Source organism: Selenomonas sp. oral taxon 137 str. F0430 (genome assembly GCF_000183625.1).
GTDB lineage: Bacteria > Bacillota > Negativicutes > Selenomonadales > Selenomonadaceae > Centipeda > Centipeda artemidis.
Genome location: NZ_AENV01000015.1, coordinates 230638 through 249275, shown reverse-complemented (window position 1 = coordinate 249275; position 18638 = coordinate 230638). Strand labels below are relative to the sequence as shown.

19 protein-coding genes and 1 tRNA gene are annotated in these 18638 nt (G+C 56.6%); 11 read left to right on the top strand and 9 right to left on the bottom strand.

What is annotated here, in order from left to right; all coding sequences use genetic code 11:
- Window positions 1-89: 89 nt before the first annotated feature.
- Window positions 90-863 (bottom strand): hypothetical protein, encoded by a 774-nt coding sequence (locus HMPREF9162_RS11405; protein WP_009439471.1) that lies wholly within the window; start codon window positions 861-863, stop codon window positions 90-92.
- A gap of 126 nt (window positions 864-989) precedes the next feature.
- Here HMPREF9162_RS11405 and HMPREF9162_RS12890 point away from each other — a divergent pair, with 126 nt between their 5' ends.
- Window positions 990-1124 (top strand): hypothetical protein, encoded by a 135-nt coding sequence (locus HMPREF9162_RS12890; RefSeq protein WP_009439435.1) that lies wholly within the window; start codon window positions 990-992, stop codon window positions 1122-1124.
- 288 nt (window positions 1125-1412) lie between these two features.
- On the opposite strand, the gene HMPREF9162_RS11400 is transcribed toward HMPREF9162_RS12890, so the two are convergent.
- The 4 genes from HMPREF9162_RS11400 to HMPREF9162_RS11385 all read right to left on the bottom strand — a co-directional run bounded on the left by HMPREF9162_RS11400 (window position 1413) and on the right by HMPREF9162_RS11385 (window position 6424).
- Window positions 1413-2477 carry an ABC transporter ATP-binding protein gene (locus HMPREF9162_RS11400; protein ID WP_009439394.1) on the bottom strand — a complete coding sequence of 355 codons (1065 nt, stop codon included), beginning with the start codon at window positions 2475-2477 and terminating at the stop codon, window positions 1413-1415.
- Between the two features lie 3 nt (window positions 2478-2480).
- Window positions 2481-4163 (bottom strand): iron ABC transporter permease, encoded by a 1683-nt coding sequence (locus HMPREF9162_RS11395; RefSeq protein WP_232208086.1) that lies wholly within the window; start codon window positions 4161-4163, stop codon window positions 2481-2483.
- Window positions 4164-4168: 5 nt separating this feature from the next.
- Entirely contained in the window at window positions 4169-5260 is a 1092-nt protein-coding gene (locus HMPREF9162_RS11390; RefSeq protein WP_009439331.1) for an ABC transporter ATP-binding protein, read from the bottom strand.
- 138 nt (window positions 5261-5398) lie between these two features.
- Complete coding sequence (locus HMPREF9162_RS11385) at window positions 5399-6424, bottom strand: ABC transporter substrate-binding protein (protein ID WP_009349386.1); 1026 nt, start codon at window positions 6422-6424, stop codon at window positions 5399-5401.
- A gap of 331 nt (window positions 6425-6755) precedes the next feature.
- On the opposite strand from HMPREF9162_RS11385, the gene HMPREF9162_RS12630 reads away from it, so the two are divergent.
- Entirely contained in the window at window positions 6756-7715 is a 960-nt protein-coding gene (locus tag HMPREF9162_RS12630) for a DUF4357 domain-containing protein (RefSeq protein ID WP_009439507.1), read from the top strand.
- A 356-nt stretch (window positions 7716-8071) separates the two neighbouring features.
- Window positions 8072-8512, top strand: coding sequence for a hypothetical protein (locus HMPREF9162_RS11370; protein ID WP_009439377.1), 441 nt, complete (start codon window positions 8072-8074; stop codon window positions 8510-8512).
- A gap of 154 nt (window positions 8513-8666) precedes the next feature.
- Here HMPREF9162_RS11370 and HMPREF9162_RS11365 read toward each other — a convergent pair.
- The 3 genes from HMPREF9162_RS11365 to HMPREF9162_RS11355 form a co-directional block, all read right to left on the bottom strand.
- Window positions 8667-8740: transfer RNA gene (locus HMPREF9162_RS11365), tRNA-Gly, on the bottom strand.
- A gap of 43 nt (window positions 8741-8783) precedes the next feature.
- On the bottom strand, window positions 8784-9218 hold the full coding sequence (locus HMPREF9162_RS11360) for a hypothetical protein (protein WP_009349413.1): 435 nt from the start codon (window positions 9216-9218) through the stop codon (window positions 8784-8786).
- A gap of 328 nt (window positions 9219-9546) precedes the next feature.
- Entirely contained in the window at window positions 9547-11679 is a 2133-nt protein-coding gene (locus tag HMPREF9162_RS11355) for a TonB-dependent copper receptor (protein WP_009439436.1), read from the bottom strand.
- Between the two features lie 191 nt (window positions 11680-11870).
- Between HMPREF9162_RS11355 and deoC the strand changes: the two genes are divergently transcribed.
- The 8 genes from deoC to HMPREF9162_RS12885 all read left to right on the top strand — a co-directional run bounded on the left by deoC (window position 11871) and on the right by HMPREF9162_RS12885 (window position 17419).
- Window positions 11871-12512: a deoxyribose-phosphate aldolase gene (deoC, locus tag HMPREF9162_RS11350; RefSeq protein WP_009349410.1), complete on the top strand. Its 642-nt coding sequence runs from the start codon at window positions 11871-11873 to the stop codon at window positions 12510-12512.
- Between the two features lie 12 nt (window positions 12513-12524).
- A complete protein-coding gene (gene rbsK / locus HMPREF9162_RS11345) occupies window positions 12525-13466 on the top strand; it encodes a ribokinase (protein WP_009439498.1) in 942 nt (313 codons plus the stop codon).
- Window positions 13467-13479: 13 nt separating this feature from the next.
- Window positions 13480-14103, top strand: a complete 624-nt coding sequence (locus HMPREF9162_RS12845) for an FGGY family carbohydrate kinase (protein ID WP_009439325.1) — start codon at window positions 13480-13482, stop codon at window positions 14101-14103.
- A 334-nt stretch (window positions 14104-14437) separates the two neighbouring features.
- Entirely contained in the window at window positions 14438-15094 is a 657-nt protein-coding gene (locus HMPREF9162_RS12840) for an FGGY-family carbohydrate kinase (RefSeq protein ID WP_254655401.1), read from the top strand.
- Between the two features lie 109 nt (window positions 15095-15203).
- A complete protein-coding gene (locus HMPREF9162_RS11335; RefSeq protein ID WP_009439349.1) occupies window positions 15204-16241 on the top strand; it encodes a LacI family DNA-binding transcriptional regulator in 1038 nt (345 codons plus the stop codon).
- On the top strand, window positions 16228-16791 hold the full coding sequence (locus HMPREF9162_RS11330) for an SIS domain-containing protein (RefSeq protein WP_009439332.1): 564 nt from the start codon (window positions 16228-16230) through the stop codon (window positions 16789-16791). Before HMPREF9162_RS11335 ends, HMPREF9162_RS11330 begins: the two co-directional genes overlap by 14 nt.
- A 19-nt stretch (window positions 16792-16810) precedes the next feature.
- Window positions 16811-17257, top strand: coding sequence for an RbsD/FucU family protein (locus HMPREF9162_RS11325; protein WP_009439554.1), 447 nt, complete (start codon window positions 16811-16813; stop codon window positions 17255-17257).
- 30 nt (window positions 17258-17287) lie between these two features.
- Window positions 17288-17419, top strand: coding sequence for a hypothetical protein (locus tag HMPREF9162_RS12885; protein WP_009439303.1), 132 nt, complete (start codon window positions 17288-17290; stop codon window positions 17417-17419).
- Window positions 17420-17649: 230 nt separating this feature from the next.
- Here HMPREF9162_RS12885 and HMPREF9162_RS11320 read toward each other — a convergent pair whose 3' ends face one another.
- The gene (locus HMPREF9162_RS11320; protein WP_037350666.1) at window positions 17650-18606 is read right to left on the bottom strand and encodes a DUF4268 domain-containing protein; all 957 of its coding nucleotides are present in this window, start codon (window positions 18604-18606) and stop codon (window positions 17650-17652) included.
- Window positions 18607-18638: the final 32 nt, after the last annotated feature.

The window sequence follows — 18638 nt, the reverse complement described above, 5'->3', positions numbered from 1 at the left end:
TCAGAAAAAGAACCCGCCGGCGTGGCAGGTTCTTTTTCATACTCGTGGAATGGCGCGTATGCCGATAAAGAGGAGGGTGTGGAATGACTTTATCCCCGCACGATTTCCCATAACTTCTCATAGTCCGAGACGACGCTGTAAGTCACGCCCTCTCCGCTGACGGCGCGGAAATGCTTTGCGGCGCATTCCTTCTTTGCCTGCTCGATTGCGCGCAGCTGGAGGGAGGACATGCTGCCCTTCGTCTCCGCGACGAAGTAGACATGTTTCACCTTGCCCGAGCGGAATGCGATCGCCCAGTCGGGATTGTACCTGCCGACGGGTGTGCTGATGTAGAATCCGCGCGGGAGCTTCACATAGACCTCAACCTCGCCGCGATGCTCCTCGAGTTTTTCGGCGAACTCCTTCTCGTTCGTTGAGTCATAGATCACATGATCGTAGAGATGCCGCTCGGCAGGCATGGCGTTCACCCCGCGCACGCCGCGCCGCAGTTCCGGCGCGGTGAAAATATCCGTTGAGTAATGTTCCTCCAGCTTGTTGTAGCTGACGTGCTCGATGATCGTCGTCGCCTTTTGCTCGTTGATGAGGCGTGCGGTGCGCAGGATGAACTCCTCCGGATTCATGCGGAAGAGGTCAAAGGTCGTGGGCTTTATCCCTGTTAAGATGGTGACAATCGCGTGCCGCGTCAGCCCCGTATCGGCGGTGAGTTTGCCCACGAGATCGCAGCGCACGGACTGCGGCGCGTCCTTTTTGCCGTAGGGAGCGATCTCCTCGCGCACGGTATATCCTTGCGTAAAGCCTGTGCCGTCCGTGAGCTGCTGCTTTGAGGTCAGTGTGTCCGCCTGCATCCCCGTAGAGATATTCACATAGAGACGCGAGACAGTGAGGTGCGCATCGAGCGCGTGAATTGCCTTCGCCGTGAGCTCCTGCTCGTCAAAATGTACCGTGTAATATCACGCGCGACTTCCACTTTCCGCCGAAGAGACGTTTAGGTGCTGCACGGCTTCGACAGCGCTGCACACGCAGAGGCATATCTCTCGAGCGCCATGTTCAGCGACGATGTCGTCATCGGGCTCAAGCCGTATCTGAATGCTGCCCCCGACATACGCATCTACACCGTCGCATAACACAAATTTCATGAGAAAGCCGCCCCCATATGGAGGGTGACTTTCTCCTATGCCCACTTTTCCGTTACGGGTCCGAGGGCGTTATCACTCCTCTTTAGATGGTCTTTGAACTCGTCTGATAGGTATCCACTGCGCCTCCTTATTCTTCTCATCCAGGGAAAGCAGCTCCTCCTTGAGAAAAGGTGCCGACGGGGCAATCTTGTAATGACACTCCATGAAAAAGGGCTCCACTTTTTGAAAGCAGAGCCCTTTTCATATGTTTTTTCTTATACACAAGACGTCCTGTTGTCAGTCCTTGTCCGAGTACCAGAATGGACGCAGGAGACGTACAGCACAGTTCTCTCCCTCATTCGGGCCGGACGCACGGCGCCCCTTCTGCACGCGAAGGAACTGATCTCCGATCTGAATCTGATAGTCGATGATCTCACCGAGGTAGGACTTGCGCGTTACCACGCCGCACAGGACATCGGATGCCCCCTCCTCTGCGAAGTCAATCTCAGACGGACGGCTTGCGAGCGAAATCGCCGTCTCATTGCGCAGATTCTCCGGCGGCTCGAAGGAAGCGTCCAGCACGCTTCCTTCGAGCACAGGACGGCCATCCTGCCACGATGCCTTCAGGAAGTTTGAGAGACCGATAAAGCTAAAGACGAACTTGTTGACCGGATGGTTATAGATGTTGAGCGGCGTATCAACTTGCTGCATGACGCCGTTCTTCATAACGAGAATGTTGTCCGAGAGCGCCATTGCCTCCGACTGGTCATGCGTAACATAGATGATCGAGAAGCCGTACTTCATCTGGAGTTCCTTAATCTCAAAACGCATTTCCTCGCGCAGATGCGGATCGAGACTGGAGAGGGGCTCATCGAGCAGCATCACATCAGGATTGATGGCAAGGGCCCGCGCAAGCGCAACGCGCTGCTTGCCGCCGCCCGAGAGGAAGTCCGGGCTCTGATCTGCCGCCGAGAGGAGATTGGTCGCCTTGAGCGCCTCCGTCGAGCGCTGCTTGATCTCCTCCTCAGGGAGCTTGCGGATGCGCAGAGGGAACGCAACATTCTCATAGACCGAGAGATGCGGCCAGACGGCAAACGCCTGGAACACCATTCCGAAGTTGCGCTTCTCCGGCGGAAGGTAATGGTTCTTCTTCGGCGAAGAGAGCAGACGGTCGCCAACCCAAACCTCACCGTCGGAGAGATCCTCAAACCCGGCGACCATGCGCAGGGTCGTTGTCTTGCCGCAGCCCGACGGGCCGAGCATGGAGAAGCAGCTGCCCTTTTCGATCTCAAAATTCAGATGGTCGACGGCGGTCACGTCGCCGAACCGCTTTGTAACATTGACTAAACGTACATACGACATGACTCACATCCCCGCCTTCTTCGTAAAGTGGTTGATAATGCTCTGACCGACAATGATGATGATGAGCGCAATGCCCGCAAGCGCTGCGGACATAACGGTCTCACCGTCCTCGTTGAGTGTGTAGATCGCAACGCCGATCGTTCGCGTCGTCGGCGCATAGAGCATGATGGAGACCGTCAGCTCGCGCAGCGACGGCAGGAAGATGAGGAAGAATGCCGCAAACATGCCCGGCCGGACCAGAGGCAGAACGACGTCGCGCAGCGACTGCCACATCGTCGCACCGCAGGCACGGGATGCCTCGACAAGCGAGTCGTGCACCTGCTCGAGTGCGGCAGAGTTTGCCTTCAGTGAGAATGCCATATAGCGTGCGATGTAGGCAACGAGGATGATCCATACCGTGTTGTAAAGATTAATGCCGAACTGGCCGCTCCATGCGAGGATCACGCCGAGCGCAATGACCGAGCCGGGGACGGAGAACGGTAGCATGCCGAGGAACTCGAGAATCCCCTTCCCGCGCACCTTCATCTTGACAATGACGTAGGAGATCATGACACCGGCGAACATCGTAATGATTGCCGCGCTGAAGCCAAGCGTCACGCTGTTGAAGATCGCGTCGCGCGTAACCTTGTAGTCGAAGAGGATGAACTTATAGTTATCCAGCGACAGATTGCTGAGCGCAAACGAGAGCCCGTACGTCTTGAGACTGCCGACGAGGAAGATGACCGCCGTCGGGAGTAAAATTGTGAACGCAATATACGCGAGGCAGAAAATGAGGAGCGGATAGCGCAGGCCGCGCAGTTTCAGCTCCATCGGGCGGAAACTCTTGCCGCCGATGATCTGGTAGTGACCTGACCCGAGAATCTTCCTCTGCAGCCAGATAATGAGCGCCGCACTGATAACGAGCACCGTTGCAAGCACTGTGCCCGTACGGATTGCCTCAAAGCTTCCTCCGCTCTGGTGAATGCGTTCGTAGATCAGCGTCGGGATGTTGTAGATGCCGTTTTCAATACCGAGAACGGCAACCGTGCCGAAATGCGCCATTGAGTAGAGCATGATGAGGAGTGCGCCCGAGAGAATACTCGGCAGCACCAGCGGGATCGTGATCTTGCGCGTGATCGTAAAGAGCCCTGCGCCCGAGATGCGCGCCGACTCCTCCAGGGTCGGGTCCATGCGCTCGAGCGCACCGCACACCTGAATGAATACGAACGGGAACAGATACATAATCTCCACAATACTGATGCCGTAGTAGCTGTAAATGTTGAAGATCGGTCCGGTAAAACCAAAGTTGTCAATGAAGAACTGGTTGATGAAGCCTGCATTCGGCGAGAGGAGCATCTTCCATGCGAGTGCGCCGATGAATGAGGGCAGCATGAAGGGCACAAGGAACATGCTCTTCATGAAGGTCTTGTGCGGCAGATCCGTGCGCGTAACTAGCCACGCAAAGAACGTACCGACAATGGTACTGCCGACCGTCGTGCAGGTCGCGATGATCAGCGAGTTGAGAAGTGCCTGGAATGTCTCCGGTTCCTTGAGTATGTCGACCACACTCGCGAAATTAAACTCCCCGTCTGCCCAGAATGCATTGAAGAAGATCAGGAGTACTGGGAATGCAACGACAATGACAAGAATGGCAATCGCAAGGAACAGAATCAGCTGCGCCATTCCAAAACTATTTGGCTTGCTCATGGAGCTCATTCGATCACCCCTCTTTTCAGTTGATCCGCCTCAAACCAGAGTAGGTTGAGGAAACGAACTTTGCAGGCATCGCCCGCCTGGAACATCAGATTTTTACTGAGTGCAATGTGTGTCTCAACGCTCGTCCGGAGATGCGTGCCGTCGATCTCAATGAGATAGTCCATCATCGCACCGAGGAAGTTCGCACGCTTAATCGTTCCGGTCAGCCCCTCACCCTCGCGTGCGAGCACGACATCCGACGGCCGGAATCCGCCCGCCCAGCGCTCCGCATCCCCCTCCGGGGTCTCCCAATGGATGGGCTGGCTGCCGCTGCCGACGAGGAACGCACCGTTCTCGCGGCGCACGTCGATGAAATTCGCAATCCCCATGAAGTTGAATACGAACGGGTTCACCGGCTGCTCAAAGATTTCCCACGGCGTGCCGATCTGCTGTATCGCCCCGGCCTCGTCCATGATTGCCACACGGTCCGAGATCGCAAGGCCGATCTCCTGATCGTGCGTAACATAGAGCACCGTGACATTCAGCTTGCGCTGCAGCTCCTTGATCTCAAAGCGCATCTCCTCACGCAGATTCGCATCCAGATTCGAAAGCGGCTCATCCAGAAGGAGGAGGGCAGGCCTGCCAACCAGTGCACGGGCCAGCGCAACACGCTGCTGCTGTCCGCCGGACAGCTCCGACGGCAGACGCTTCTCAAGGCCCTTCATGCCGACGATCTCGACCATCTCCATAACCCGCTCGCGAATCTCCTCTTTCGGGCGCTTTGCGATCTTCAGAGGATATCCAACATTGTCAAATACCGTCATGTGCGGCCATACGGCATAGTCCTGGAACACAAGCCCGATGCCGCGGTTCTCCGGCGGCACCTCGACCTGCGCAGCAGGATCAGTGACAAGTGTATCGTCGAGATAAATTCTGCCCGCATCCGGCGACTCAAATCCCGCGATCAGACGAAGGAGAACGGTCTTGCCGCAACCGGACGGACCGAGCAGCGTAAAGCACTCCCCTTTCTTGATCGTCAGTGACAGATTGTTCAATATACTGCGGCTTCCATAGCTCTTGCTGACATCCTCCACACGGATAATATCCATACAGACCTCCCCCAGCCCGCAAGGCACGCGCTGTACCGGCGGGCAGCCTTTGGCACGGCACAGTTGCCGGCCTCCACTCAAAAGGCGACGGAACGAACGAGTTCATTCCGCCGCCTCCTTGCTTCCAAGTTTATGCGCTTATTTCTTGCCGATGATCTCCGTGAACTTTTTGATAGTCTCCTCTTTCTGCGGGAGAATTTCCGTATAGTTCACCTTGATCGCACGCTGGAGCGCCTCCTCAGGTTTCGGCAGTCCGAATTTCTCAGGGATCTCAACATCGCTGCGCACCGGCAGCGTCCCCTCGTTTGCAATCATCGTCTGTGCCTCCTGACTCAGGAGGTAGTCGACGAATTTCTTCGCAGCGTCAATGTTGTTGGACTCTTTGAAGATTGCAACCGGGCTCGGAACAACAAGCAGTTCGGGCGGATATGCGAGTGCCACATGTGCGCCCTTCTTCACCTTGTTGTTCGTGATGTAGTCAACGGCAAGGCAGGCAGAGAGCTCGCCCGAAGAGGTATCGTCAATGACCTGTCCGGCGCCCTTGCCGATGCGCGTCTGATTTGCGCTCAGCTTCTCAAAGAACTCCCAGCCGAACTGCTTCTGCAGGAGCGCAATGCTCATGTAGGAGGTTCCGGAGAGTGCGGGGTCAGCGATGCCGAATGCATTCGTAAATGCAGGCTGCGTGAGATCGGCCCACTGCGTCGGTGCTGACTGGATCTTGTCCGTATTGTACGCAATGCCGAGTGTGCCGAGGCGTGCCGCCGTGAACGTACCGTCGTAGTCATCGAACGGATTCAGCAGCTCGCCGAACACCGGCGTCTTGTAGTTCTCGAGAACACCGTCCGCCTTCATCTTGTAGAAGTCAGGCACTTCGCTCGTCCAGATGACATCGGCGAGAATGTGGCCGCTCTGCTTCTCTGCAGCGATTTTTGCCATCAGTTTTCCTGCACCTGCCGACTGGTAGTCGACTTCGATGTCAGGATACTTTTTCTTGAATCCTTCGACGATGCCGCCGATCAGAGATTCCTTCATGGATGTGTAGATGACCAGCTTGTTCTTGCCGCCGCTTGCACCGCCGCTTTGCTGGGGACCGCCGCCGCACCCAACCAGCAGGACTGTACACAGAACTGCTGCCAGGAATGCGAGAATGCCTTGTTTTCTCATACATTCACCTCATTTAGAAAAATCTTCCTAGCCATCGCGCTCAATTTCTTTTTCGCTTTAATCAGACGAAACACGAAGAAATCGAATGCGGCGACAAATTTGATGGATATATTATAGCAATATATGTTCGCATCGTCAATCACTGTTGACAATGTATCTATATGATATACTTATCATAGATAGGCATAATTATAAACTCAAACTTCGCAGATGAATAATCTGCTGTAACCCTTGAAATATCTATCGTCTTGGCAAATAAAATAGCATGAGCGACATCCATTTGGTATAATTTTAAGTGTCAAACAAAAAACATCCAATGGAGGCTCATGCTATGAACAGTATAACACAAAATCACCAAGACGAGAAGCTGCTTTCTAAGAAAATGCAGGTCTTTTTCCGTCGCTATCAAGTCAGTCGCATCCTCCGTGCAGCAAATGCGTACAAGCTTCGTGGCGTCCCTGTCCTTAGCATCTTCCTGCTGGTTTTCCGCATGGTGTTCCAGCAGCGTTCCGTCTACACGCAGATGCATCTCCAAAGCGCCGCCATGCCTTTCGGCAAGGATACGTTCTACCGCTTCATGAACTCTTGCCGAATCCACTGGCGCAGGTTCACGACAGAGCTTGCCGCCGCCATCATTCATGCCACGCTCGCTCCCCTGACTCAGGCGGATCGCATCAACGTGCTCATCCTCGACGATTCCATCTACCATCGCGTCCGTTCCAAGAAGGTGGAGCTTCTCGCCCGCTTCTACGACCATGCCAAGAAGGAGTTCTCCTATGGCTTCCGCATGCTCACGCTCTGCTGGTCAGATGGCAATACGCTCCTGCCCGTCAGCCATACGCTGCTCTCTGCCGAGAATGCGAAGAATCACCTCCGTGATGGATCACAGAAAGCAGACGCTCGTTCCACCGGCGGCAAGCAACGAAAACTCGCCCAGCAGAAGGCAACCGAGGTGATGCTGCTCCTGCAGGAAGCGAAGGCTACCGCTATCCAGGCGCGCCACGTCCTGTTTGACACATGGTTCTGTTCCCCGGCATCGCTCTTGAATATTCACGGCCTTGGCTACGAGGTGGTCGCCATGGCAAAGAAGACAGAAAAGATACACGATCTCCATTTCTATGCATTGCTACGTCAGCAATTGGAGAATGATGGCACGATTATCGATGGTGTGTTTCAGAAGGATTATGAATTCAAATCTCCACCGGCAGCCGCAGATGTTGTAAAGGGGCATTCCGTAAATGGTAACGAAGCATGGAAAACAGGAGAGGGAACAAAACTCAAAGATCTGTAGTTTTGAGTCTAACTATCAAAAGTCAAGGAAAAGCGGCAATACCTTTCAATTTTCCCTCAAACAATTTAACGAATCCCCCAACCTTTTAATTATTCCCCGTCCTCTCCTCAGAGGAGGCTCGTTTTCCGGTAAGTGGAGGTTGACTTTCCGACGTTCGGCACCAGCCAGACGACCATTCACAACATAAAAAAGGCCCGAGACAGCTTGTACCGTAGGGTTTCTGGCTTTTTGAGTGATATGCGATTGTATCAAAATCGGTATGAACATCTCGTCATGCTGATCGGGATATTGATGGTCGCCGCATCGCTGTAGCTGTTCGTGAGAAAAATGTATCGCCGGGAGGAGGGATGCGCGCTATGTGGATGATTTTTGCGGCGCTTTGGTTATCTTTGTTTCTTGGAATGTCCGTCGGCCTCGGCCGGCTGACGTACCGTGCGCGGGCGGCGCAGCGGGAGGGGCGTGTCAGCAGGCAGGCGGTATGCTGGCTCATCGGGCAGACGCTTGCCGCGGGGATGTTGGCGCTATGGGGATTTGCCGCCGCTTTTATCCTGCCGCGACATTTAACGGATGTCGGGAGTGGATTGCTTACGTTCTATATAGGATGCACACTCTTAACTAGTTGGTACCCGGGCTGCCGGTATCGGCGCTATCTGAAAGGAACAGCTCTCGGCGAATTGCCTCCGCTGGATGCGCGGCATCGCTCCCTCAGTCTTTGGCTGACGCGCGGCACGTATTGGATTTGGCCGCTGCCGCTCGGGATGGTCATCGGCGGACTCTATACGGTTTTTGTATCATGAATCCGGTCGCAGGAAAGAAGGGGGGGCATGTGAGCATTTCCATTTAACTAGTGATGTGACGAGTTTCGATGCTTCGGTTCTTGCTGATGGCGTATATCTGTAATATGAAAATATACGAAAAAAGCCGTCCAAACGGACGGCTTGTCATTTCCTATGGAGCGGGCAATGGGAGTCGAACCCACCTCTAAAGCTTGGGAAGCTTTCATTCTACCGATGAACTATGCCCGCGACGTTCTACATGATAGCAGACACCCGGCGTTTTGTCAATCGTTCATTCCGCCTCGGGCAGGAGCTGGATGAGCTCGGGCATGAGGGCGGTGATGTCGCGGACAAAGACGCGCAGGACGCTCCCCATAACGTCGGGATCGAACTGCTCGGGCGCATGCGGGACAACGACGTCGGCGATGATGGTCGTGTCGGAGGTGAGGTAGAACTTCACGAGGCGGCTGTCCTGGTTCTGCCGCATGAGCCAGCCGGTGAGGAGCATGGCGTTCGTATCGTCGACGGCGTTCTGCGCGAGACGGATACGCACGGTCGCGTACGCGGTGGCGTCAATGATGACGAGGATCGGGAGTCGCCGCCCCTCGATCTCGAGCTCGCTCTCAAAGACGGTGGTTTGGCGCTCATCTCCCGGCTCGCGAATCTGAAATCCCGTGATGTTTTCCTTCTTGATGTATTCCTCGAATGCCTTGGCCGCCTCTGTCACGACCAATCACCTCCTGCCGCAGTTGAAATTAAAATCATTATAACATACCGCGGACAAAAGTGAAAGGCGGCGCGGGATACTTTTGCGGCAGATGATAAAATTTGCTGTACGCTCTCCGTTGCCGCCCGAAAAATCCGAAACACAGAACTTTCTTCCACGGCAACTAGCCTCGGATGCTCAACCGCAAAATGAGAAGAACCCCTAGGAGTAGCCGCTCCTAGGGGTTCGCTTTTTGTGCCATTGACACTGTTTCACTTTTGGCTGACTGCATTGCAGCACGTTCATTTCCGAATGACAAGCCTCGGAACGATATTTTTCTTATACCGTCTTAGAACCGATAATTGGTCTTGAACCATACGGTGCGCCCCGGCTCGTTGATATGTGCCTTGGAGGGCGGTGAGAAACCGGCGACATCCGCCAGCTCCGTGTGGTTGACGAATTCACTGTAGGTCTTGTTAAAGAGATTGTCAACGCCGAGCGAGAATGTCAGGTTCGTGTCGGGGCGGTAGGCGAGGCTCAGCGAGAGAATGCCGAATCCGCCCGCTGCGCCGCTGTCCGTCCCCGTGACGCTGCCGTAGCCCTTGTGGAAACGGTTCTGCCGGGCAACGAGCCGCCACACGGCGTTCGCCTCGGCCTTGCCGCGTGCGTACTTTGCCGTGAGATTTGCCTCGAGCGGTGCGATCTGCGGGAGCGCTGCGTCGTTCGTGCGGTCGTCGCCGCGCGTATAGGCGAGCGATGCGCCGAGTGTCCAGCGCTCGGATATGCTGCGCGTCAGTTCCGCCTCAAATCCGTAGAGACGCGCATTCACATTGCCGTACCGCGTGCGGCTCATCATGCCTGTACCGACCGTGGGATAGCGCAGGATAAAGTCCTTCACATGACTGTAAAAGAGCGAAAGGCTTGCATTTGTCGTTTCTGTCGTATAAACCCAGCCAAGATCGAGCTGCGTATTGCGCTCTTTTTTGGGGCGATGCGCCTCGGGGCCTACTGTGCCGCCTGTTCTGCGGTTGCTGTAAAAATTCCACGTGTGGAACGATTCCCAGTAGTCGGCGGGGCGCTCGGCATGACCGAGCCCGACATAGAAGGTCAGCGGCTGTTTTGCCGCCCTGTGCTCCCAGCGAACGAAGCCGCTCACGGCGTTGTCGGAGGTCTTTCCGGGAATGAGATTTCGCGTGACCATCCCCATGGGGTTATGAAAGATATTTGCATGGTACGCGTCCGTCATGTGGTCATAGCGCAGCCCGGTCTTTAGGCGGTCGCGCTCCCTCATCTCCCGGTTGTACTCGAGGAAAATGCCGAGGTTCTTGATCGTCATGTCGTTCGTGAAGGCGCTCTGCGGTTTGTTCTTATGCGCCTCGGCAAACGAATGCGCCTGTTGCCCGAGTTCGATGCCGACGGCACCCGTCGTGCGCGGGGAAAACTTCAGATCGGCGACGACGCGCACACCGTACTGACGGCGCTTGACATCCGTACCCATCATGCCCTTGCGGAACGTATAGTTGTCCATGAGATGATCGATATCGGCGTGGTTAAAATTCAGCGTGAGCTTTTCAACCACAGGAGACATATGCGCACGCTCGAACTTTACCGCCCAGCTGTCGCGGTCGAACTTGCTCCCGTCCATCATGCCGTGAGCAAACTTGCCCCAGCCGCGGCTGGAATCATAGGCGACCTCGAACAGCGTGTCCCGGTCGGGGGTCAGACCGATGATGCCTGAAAGGCTGTGGCGCCCGTAGCCGGAGTGAATGCGGTTCCCGTCGCCGTCCTTGTAGTCCTGCGAATAGTTGCGCGTCTGGATGAAGCGCGCATAGCCCTCCTTGCCGCCCGCCGTGACATCGACGATCTCGTCAAAACGGTGATTGGAGGCGCCCATCAGCGAGACGCTGCCGCGCACGCCCGGTTTTTCGAACCGCTCCGTTTCGCGCTCAAAGATGACGCTGCCCGCGATGCTTGCGCCGTAGCGCACGCTTTGCGGTCCTTTGTTCACGATGATGCGGCTGTAGGTCTCCGGGAACGCGTACGTCGCCGTCGGATCCATGCGGTTCGGGCAGCCGCCCGCCATGCTCATGCCGTCCATCTGCATCACCATGCGCGAACCGCCCATGCCGCGCATCATCGGATCGCCGCCGATACCGCCCTTGCGCACGACGGAGAAGCCGGGGATGGATTTCAGATAGCCGCCGCCATCCGCCGCGGGGATCGGCTGGCGCGGCCTCCTCGGATCGGTCACGATCGTCAACGGCGATTCGGAGCGATAGCCCGTCACAACGATCTCCGGCAGCGTGAACGCATAGGACTCGTCGGGGACTGCCTGCGCAGGTGCAGACCCCGTCATCCCGTTCATACCGGACATATTCATATTGCGCATCGTGTCCGCCGCATAAGCATGTGCGCTCATCAGCGCAAGCCCCGGCAAGAGACCGAGGAGTGGGAGTATGCGGCGGCGCGTCATTCGAGTCATCGGAATACCTCCTGTGGATTCGTCAAGTAAATGAGATTGATTCTAACAACAATAGAATAATATCACAGTTTTAAAAACTAATCAATCTATCATTTTTCTATAAGTGCAGACTATTTATTGTATTTACTTATTTTTGATTCAATGTTACAATTTAAGCATTGAAATATCTAAAAATTTAGGAGGTCAGCTGTATGGAACTTGCAAAGTGTATCGATCATACCCTGCTGCGGACGGATGCACGGAAAGAGGATCTCGACAAACTGCTCACCGAGGCGAAGGCATACCGATTTGCCTCCGTCTGCGTCAGCCCGATTCGCGTGGCGTACGCGGCACATCGGCTCGCGGGGACGGGTGTTGCGGTCTGTACCGTCGTCGGGTTCCCGCAGGGCGCTACACCGACCGAAGTAAAGGTGTTCGAGACGCAAAAGGCGATCGCGGACGGTGCGACGGAGATCGATATGGTCATCGCCGTCGGGATGCTGAAGGACGGCGACGAGGACTATGTGAAGAAAGACATTGCCGCCGTTGTAAGCGCTGCCAAGGGGAAGGCACTGGTCAAGGTCATTATCGAGTGCTGCCTTCTCACCGATGAGGAGAAGAAAATTGCGTGCCGTCTCGCCAAGGAAGCGGGGGCGGATTTCGTTAAGACCTCGACGGGATTCAGTACGCACGGTGCGACTGTGGAGGATGTTCGTCTCATGCGCGAAACAGTCGGTGCGGAGATGGGCGTTAAGGCGGCGGGCGGCATCGGCTCGCGCGCGGACGCGGAGGCGATGATCGCCGCAGGTGCCACGCGCATCGGTACGAGCCGCGGCGTGGATATTGTGGGATAGGAGGGATCTGTGATGAGGATCGCAGTCATCGGCTCGAACATGGTGGATCTGACGGCGTATATTGATCGGATGCCCGCGCCCGGCGAGACGCTCGAGGCACCGGACTTTGCACTCGGCTGCGGCGGCAAGGGGGCGAATCAAGCGGTTGCCGCCGCGAAGTACGATGCCGACGTGTGGATGGTGACGAAGGTCGGCAGCGACATCTTTGCCGACAACACGATCGCGAATTTCAACGCGTGCGGGGTCAATACAACCTACGTGCGGAAAACGGAGGGCTCGAGCGGGGTTGCGCCCATTTTCGTGGATCGCAGCGGACAGAACAGCATCCTGATCATCAAAGGCGCGAACAATCGTCTCCTGCCGCGTGACATCGACGAGGCGGAGGCGGATCTGAAAAAATGCGGCATGATTCTGCTGCAGCTCGAGGTTCCTCTTGAAACCGTTTACTATGCCATCGACTTCGGGCAGAAACACAGCATTCCCGTTCTGCTGAACCCTGCCCCTGCGACAAAGGATCTCTCCATAGAGAAGGTGTGCGCGTGCGATTTCTTCGTGCCGAACGAGACGGAGCTTGCGATCCTGACGGGAATGCCTGCGGAGACCGTTGAGGAGATCGAGCGTGCAGCCGAGACCTTGCTTGCACGGGGACTGAAGAACGTCATTGTCACAATGGGCGGACGCGGGAGCCTTTGGATGACGGGCGGGGAGACATACCGCCTGGAGGCGTACAAGGTTGCTGCCGTTGATACCTCGGGGGCAGGGGATGCGTTCATCGGCTGTTTCGCAGGCTGCTATGTGCGGCACGGGGATGTGCGGGCGGCCATGCAGACGGCGAGCGCCTTTGCAGCACTGAGCGTTACGGCGAAGGGGACGCAGATGTCCTATCCGACGAAAGCGGAGGTGGAAGCGTTCATCGCCTCGCACGAGCCTCTTTCCTTTGACACACGTTCCTAGAAAGGAGGGCATCATGGACGCGCATCGTGCGGCGATTGCCGCAGGTGAAACGGCGCTCGGGCTGGAGCTTGGCTCGACGCGGATCAAGGCGGTTCTCACGGATATGAACTGCCGCGTCCTTGCGCGCGGCAGCTATACATGGGAGAACCGTCTCGAAAACGGTGTCTGGATGTATGACCTAAATACGGCATGGGAGGGCGTGCGTGCTGCCTATGCGGCGCTCGCGGCAGATGTGCAGGCGCGTTATGGAACGCTGCTCACGCGCATCGGCGCGGTCGGGATCAGCGGCATGATGCACGGCTATCTTGCCTTTGACCGCGATGGGCGTCAGCTCGCTCCCTTCCGCACATGGCGGAACAATATGACGGCACAGGCTGCGGATACGCTTACGGCGTGTTTTCACTTTCATATCCCGCAGCGTTGGAGCATCGCGCATCTCTATATGCCATCCTGTCGGGCGAAGAGCATGTCGGAGAAATCGGGCTTCTCACTACGCTCGCTGGCTATATACATTGGCAGCTCTCGGGAGAGCGGGTGCTCGGCATCGGCGATGCGTCCGGCATGTTCCCCGTTGATGCGGAGCGCGGCACCTATGACGGCAGTGTGCTGGAGACCTTCCGATGCCTTGCAGCGGTGAAAGCGCTCCCGTGGGACATTGCGGATATCCTGCCGCGCGTTCTGCGTGCAGGGGAGCCTGCCGGAACGCTGACACCGCACGGCGCGGCGCTTCTCGATCCGAGCGGGCAGCTTCGTGCGGGCAGCCGGATGGCGCCGCCCGAGGGTGATGCCGGGACGGGCATGGTGGGGGCGAATGCTGTGCGCAGGGGAACGGGGAACATCTCCGTCGGAACCTCGGCGTTCTCCATGAACGTCCTTGAAGCACCGCTGTGCAAGGTACATAAGGACATCGACATCGTTATGACGCCCGACGGCGCGCCCGTTGCGATGGTGCATACGAATGCTCCTCGGATATCAACGCATGGGCGGCGCTTTTTGGCTCGTTTGCCGCAGCGATCGGCACCGCGCTCACGCCGGACGAGCTCTATCAAAAGCGCTTTGCCGCAGCGGGAACAGGCGATGCGGATGCGGGCGACCTCTTGAACTATGCATGCCTCTCGGGAGAGCATATCACGGGGGTGCGCGAAGGGCGGCCGCTCTTTGTCCGCACGCCGCACAGCCGGTTTACACTGCCGAACTTCATGCGGGCGCAGCTCTACGCGGCGTTTGCACCGCTGCGGATCGGCATGGAGATCCTTGTCCGGGAAGAGGGCGTTAGCCCGACGCGCATGATTGCGCACGGCGGTCTCTTCAAAACACCCGTCGTCGCGCAGCAAATCCTCGCGGATGCATTGAACGTGCCCATTGCCGTCATGGAGACGGTGCATGAGGGCGGCCCGTGGGGCATGGTGGTGCTCGCCGTCTTTGCTCTCTGTGCGCGGGAGGGGCGGATGCTGCCGGACTTCCTCGACAATGTCGTCTTCGGCACGGCGCGAACGTTTGTCTGTGTGCCGGATCCTGCGGGCACCGCGGGGTACGACCGATTCATCGATCGGTACCGGACGGCGCTCTCCGTTGAGAAGGAGGCACAGATTCTGCGGGATGAATCTCCTTCCAATACGAGTATATGAAAATTACATGGAAAGTAATATAAAAATATATTGACAATTTGCAAGAAATAAAATAGACTAAAATTGTAATCGGTTACAGGAAAGAGGGCAACGGTAAGGAGCGGGTATTGTGGGGGTCAACATTTACGACGTGGCAAAAAAGGCACGCGTCTCCTCTGCGACCGTTTCACGCGTGATGAACGGCAGCCCGTATGTGCGTGAGACCACGAAGAGCCGTGTGGTCAAGGCGATTGCGGAGCTCGACTATACGCCGAATGCAGTGGCGCGCAAGCTCAGTACGGGCGATACGGGCAGCATCGGCTTTCTTGTCCCCGATATTGAGAACCCGTTTTTCACGCATCTGCTGCGCGGCATCACCGATGCGGCGGACAAACACGGGTACAACATCTTTTTGTGCAGTACCGAGGACAGCGCGGAGAAGGAGCGCCGCTATCTTGCGTCTATGCGCGCAGAGCGCATGAGCGGGATGCTCGTCATTCCCGTAGAGGCGGGCAGCGAGTCGCTGTGCCGCGCGCTGACCGCTTTTGAGACAGAGCATGTTCCCGTTGTACTGGTCGACCGCAGCCTCAGGCACGGCAGGTTCGACGGGGTGTTCTCCGAGGACTTCCGCGGGGCGATGGCGGCAGTGGAGTGCCTGATCGGCGAGGGGCACCGACGCATCGCGACGATCAGCGGCCCGGAGGACTCCCGCCCCGGCAGCGAACGCCGGCAGGGATACGCGGCCGCACTCTCGAAGTGGGGCATCCCCTTGGAGGAACGCTATATCGCGCAGGGCGACTTCCACCAGGAGCGTGCCTATGAGGCGATGCACATGCTCATGGAGCAGGAGGAACCGCCGACGGCGATTTTTTCCGCGAACAATATGACCTCGCTCGGCTGCGTGCGCTACTTCACGGAGACGGGGCTGCGGCTCGGCAGCGATGTCTCGCTGATCGGGTTTGACGACATCGATCTTCTCCGATACGCGGGCATCTCGCTGAGCGTCGTTGACCGCGATACCTGCCGCATGGGGCGGGACGCTGTCAAATTGCTCGTGCGGCGGATGCAAAGCAGCGCGGATACGGGCAGGGAGGAAATCTTTATCCCGACGGAGCTCATTCTGCGCGGTTCTGAGAAATGGAGGGGAAGTCCCGATGCAGCGTTATGAAGAACTTTTCCGACGTGTGCTCCACGAGCACGAACAGGTCTTTGCCGCACAGGGCGAGGACGATCTTGCCACGCTCCTTGAGGAGTTGTGCGCGGCACGCCGTATCTTTGTCACGGGAGCGGGGCGCGAGGGTATTGCAGCACGCAGCTTTGCCATGCGGCTCATGCATCTCGGCAAAGAAGTGCATTGGCTGTGGGACGACACGACCCCGGGGATGCACGCGGGCGATCTGTTCCTCGCTGTGAACGGCTCCGGCAGGATCGGGCACATCGACTATCTGCTCGATAGGGCGGAGCACACCGGTGCGCGCCGGATCGTCATCACGGGCGCCCCGGAGGAGCGGACGCCGCGGTCAGCAGAATGCTGCGTGTTCGTCCCCGCCGCCGTCTATAAAGGAACGGATCCGCGCACCGTGCCGTCGGAACAGCCGATGGGCAATTTATTCGAGCAGCATCTCTTCCTGCTGTTTGACATCATTATCATCATGCTGGCTGAGCGGCTGGGGCAGACGCCGGAGACCATGGAGTCGCGCCACCGCAATATCGAGTGAGAGCAAAGGAGGCCTATCTATGTTAAAGGGGATTCCGTCGTGTATCAGTCCGACGCTGCTCAAAGCGCTTGCGGACATGGGGCATGGAGATCTCGTCGTCATCGCGGACGATTTTTATCCCTCCGTGTCGATGGCGCGGGACGGCATCACCGTCGATGCGGACGGCATCGGCGCCGCTGCCATGCTGGATGCGATCCTGCAGCTGATGCCGCTCGATACCGAATATGTGGAACATCCCGTGCTCATCATGGACGTGATGGAGGAAAAGCGCGCCGAGATCGGCAGACCTGCGGTCTGGGATGAGTTCATCGCCGCCGTCGAAAAGAACGAGCCGAAGGGGAAATCCTGCGTCGGCTTCATCGACCGCTTCAGTTTCTACGACAAGGCAAAGACCGCCTTTGTCACCATTTCCACAGGGGAACGCCGGCCGTACGGCTGTGTGATCTTACAAAAAGGCGTCATGTAAGCGCCGACGAGTGCTGAAAGGAGAATTTTCATGAAGGGATCAAAGAAATTCGCCGCCGTCGCGGCAGGGCTGATGCTCTGTCTGGGCGTTATGGGCTGCGGCGGCGGAGACGGCGGTAAGCAGAGCGCATCCTCCGGCAGCGAGGTCTATTGCTGTATCTAAATTGATACAATCTAACGAAACACCCAAACGCACATAACGATGCACACGCACACCGTGTGCAGATTTGCACCTCCCTCATAACGATGCCGTGTTCATCGTTACGGAATATGAGTTTCTGTATTTTCAGCATCTATGCGTACCGTATGCCTCATGAACCCGAGTTTTTCATGATTTATATTCGGAGCGTTCAGGTCATCATATTGAGGCTGCACCGTACAGGTTTCCACTCCTTACAATGAACCAGAACATCTCGTCGCCCCGTCATATGTATTTTTGAATACTGCTTTCATTTTGAGCATGACATCGATCAGCCAGTCGAACTGTTCCGACCACTGACTGCGGTCTGAGAGGGACACGCTTTTCTCAAGAATGATTCGGCTCGCCTTGCGCTCCGGCAGTTCCCGCCAATCAAAGGAGAGTCCGCATTCCTGCTCGATGGCATCCTTGTCCTGCAGCAGTGCGTGAAACATATCCTTATCTTCGTTAATATAAAGTTCCACGTCCAATTCGTCTCTTTTCTGTATCCGAGACACAACGAAATGGCAGGCAGACGATCCAATGCTGAAGTCCATCCAATGATCTGTAGAGGGCTTTCTGCGCTTGAAGTTTTTTGCGAATTGTGCATTCTGGAAAGCGTAGTCCTGAAATGCCACCCAGTACTCGTATCTCTGTTGCTGCGTCGCGCCGGTCATCTCGGTCTTCTTGACCTCTTTCGTCCAGTCATTCGGTTTTTCAACGACCTCAAACTTGACGGCGGGCGCGGAATCGCCGATTCGGTACAGCTTGATCTCGCAGAGAAAAAATCCGATTTTTTCATCCGTGTGGTAGTTCAGCCATTCGATGGCCGCCTTGTGTTCCTCACGCGCACGCTTCACGACCCAGATAATGACATCTGCCGATTTGCCGGACGCATATGTGATGAGTTTGCCGAGATGATCGTGATCCGTATCACCCAGCTGATTCTCGATGATGATTTTCCGCTCCGTCCCGGTTTCTGAGGCAGAAAGATCCACATGAAAATCCCCGACCAACGACTCCGTTTCATCCACCGTAATATCAATCCCCACGGCATCGGCAAGAAGCGCGATGTTATCGTCCTCCGAAAGCCACGGTGTAAAATCCGCCGCCTCGTGCGGCCACACCGTCCGCAAGTCCTTGATTTCCTCGAGTATGCCCAAATTCGCCATTGCTATACTCCCCCCTGCATTGTCATTCTCTT

Coding starts and splice junctions, on each gene's coding strand:
- HMPREF9162_RS11400 (WP_009439394.1), bottom strand. CDS start 2,477: ATGTCGTATGTACGTTTAGTCAATGTTACAAAGCGGTTCGGCGACGTG.
- HMPREF9162_RS11395 (WP_232208086.1), bottom strand. CDS start 4,163: ATGAGCAAGCCAAATAGTTTTGGAATGGCGCAGCTGATTCTGTTCCTT.
- HMPREF9162_RS11390 (WP_009439331.1), bottom strand. CDS start 5,260: ATGGATATTATCCGTGTGGAGGATGTCAGCAAGAGCTATGGAAGCCGC.
- HMPREF9162_RS11385 (WP_009349386.1), bottom strand. CDS start 6,424: ATGAGAAAACAAGGCATTCTCGCATTCCTGGCAGCAGTTCTGTGTACA.
- HMPREF9162_RS12630 (WP_009439507.1), top strand. CDS start 6,756: ATGAACAGTATAACACAAAATCACCAAGACGAGAAGCTGCTTTCTAAG.
- HMPREF9162_RS11370 (WP_009439377.1), top strand. CDS start 8,072: ATGTGGATGATTTTTGCGGCGCTTTGGTTATCTTTGTTTCTTGGAATG.
- HMPREF9162_RS11355 (WP_009439436.1), bottom strand. CDS start 11,679: ATGACTCGAATGACGCGCCGCCGCATACTCCCACTCCTCGGTCTCTTG.
- deoC (WP_009349410.1), top strand. CDS start 11,871: ATGGAACTTGCAAAGTGTATCGATCATACCCTGCTGCGGACGGATGCA.
- rbsK (WP_009439498.1), top strand. CDS start 12,525: ATGAGGATCGCAGTCATCGGCTCGAACATGGTGGATCTGACGGCGTAT.
- HMPREF9162_RS12845 (WP_009439325.1), top strand. CDS start 13,480: ATGGACGCGCATCGTGCGGCGATTGCCGCAGGTGAAACGGCGCTCGGG.
- HMPREF9162_RS11330 (WP_009439332.1), top strand. CDS start 16,228: ATGCAGCGTTATGAAGAACTTTTCCGACGTGTGCTCCACGAGCACGAA.
- HMPREF9162_RS11325 (WP_009439554.1), top strand. CDS start 16,811: ATGTTAAAGGGGATTCCGTCGTGTATCAGTCCGACGCTGCTCAAAGCG.
- HMPREF9162_RS12885 (WP_009439303.1), top strand. CDS start 17,288: ATGAAGGGATCAAAGAAATTCGCCGCCGTCGCGGCAGGGCTGATGCTC.
- HMPREF9162_RS11320 (WP_037350666.1), bottom strand. CDS start 18,606: ATGGCGAATTTGGGCATACTCGAGGAAATCAAGGACTTGCGGACGGTG.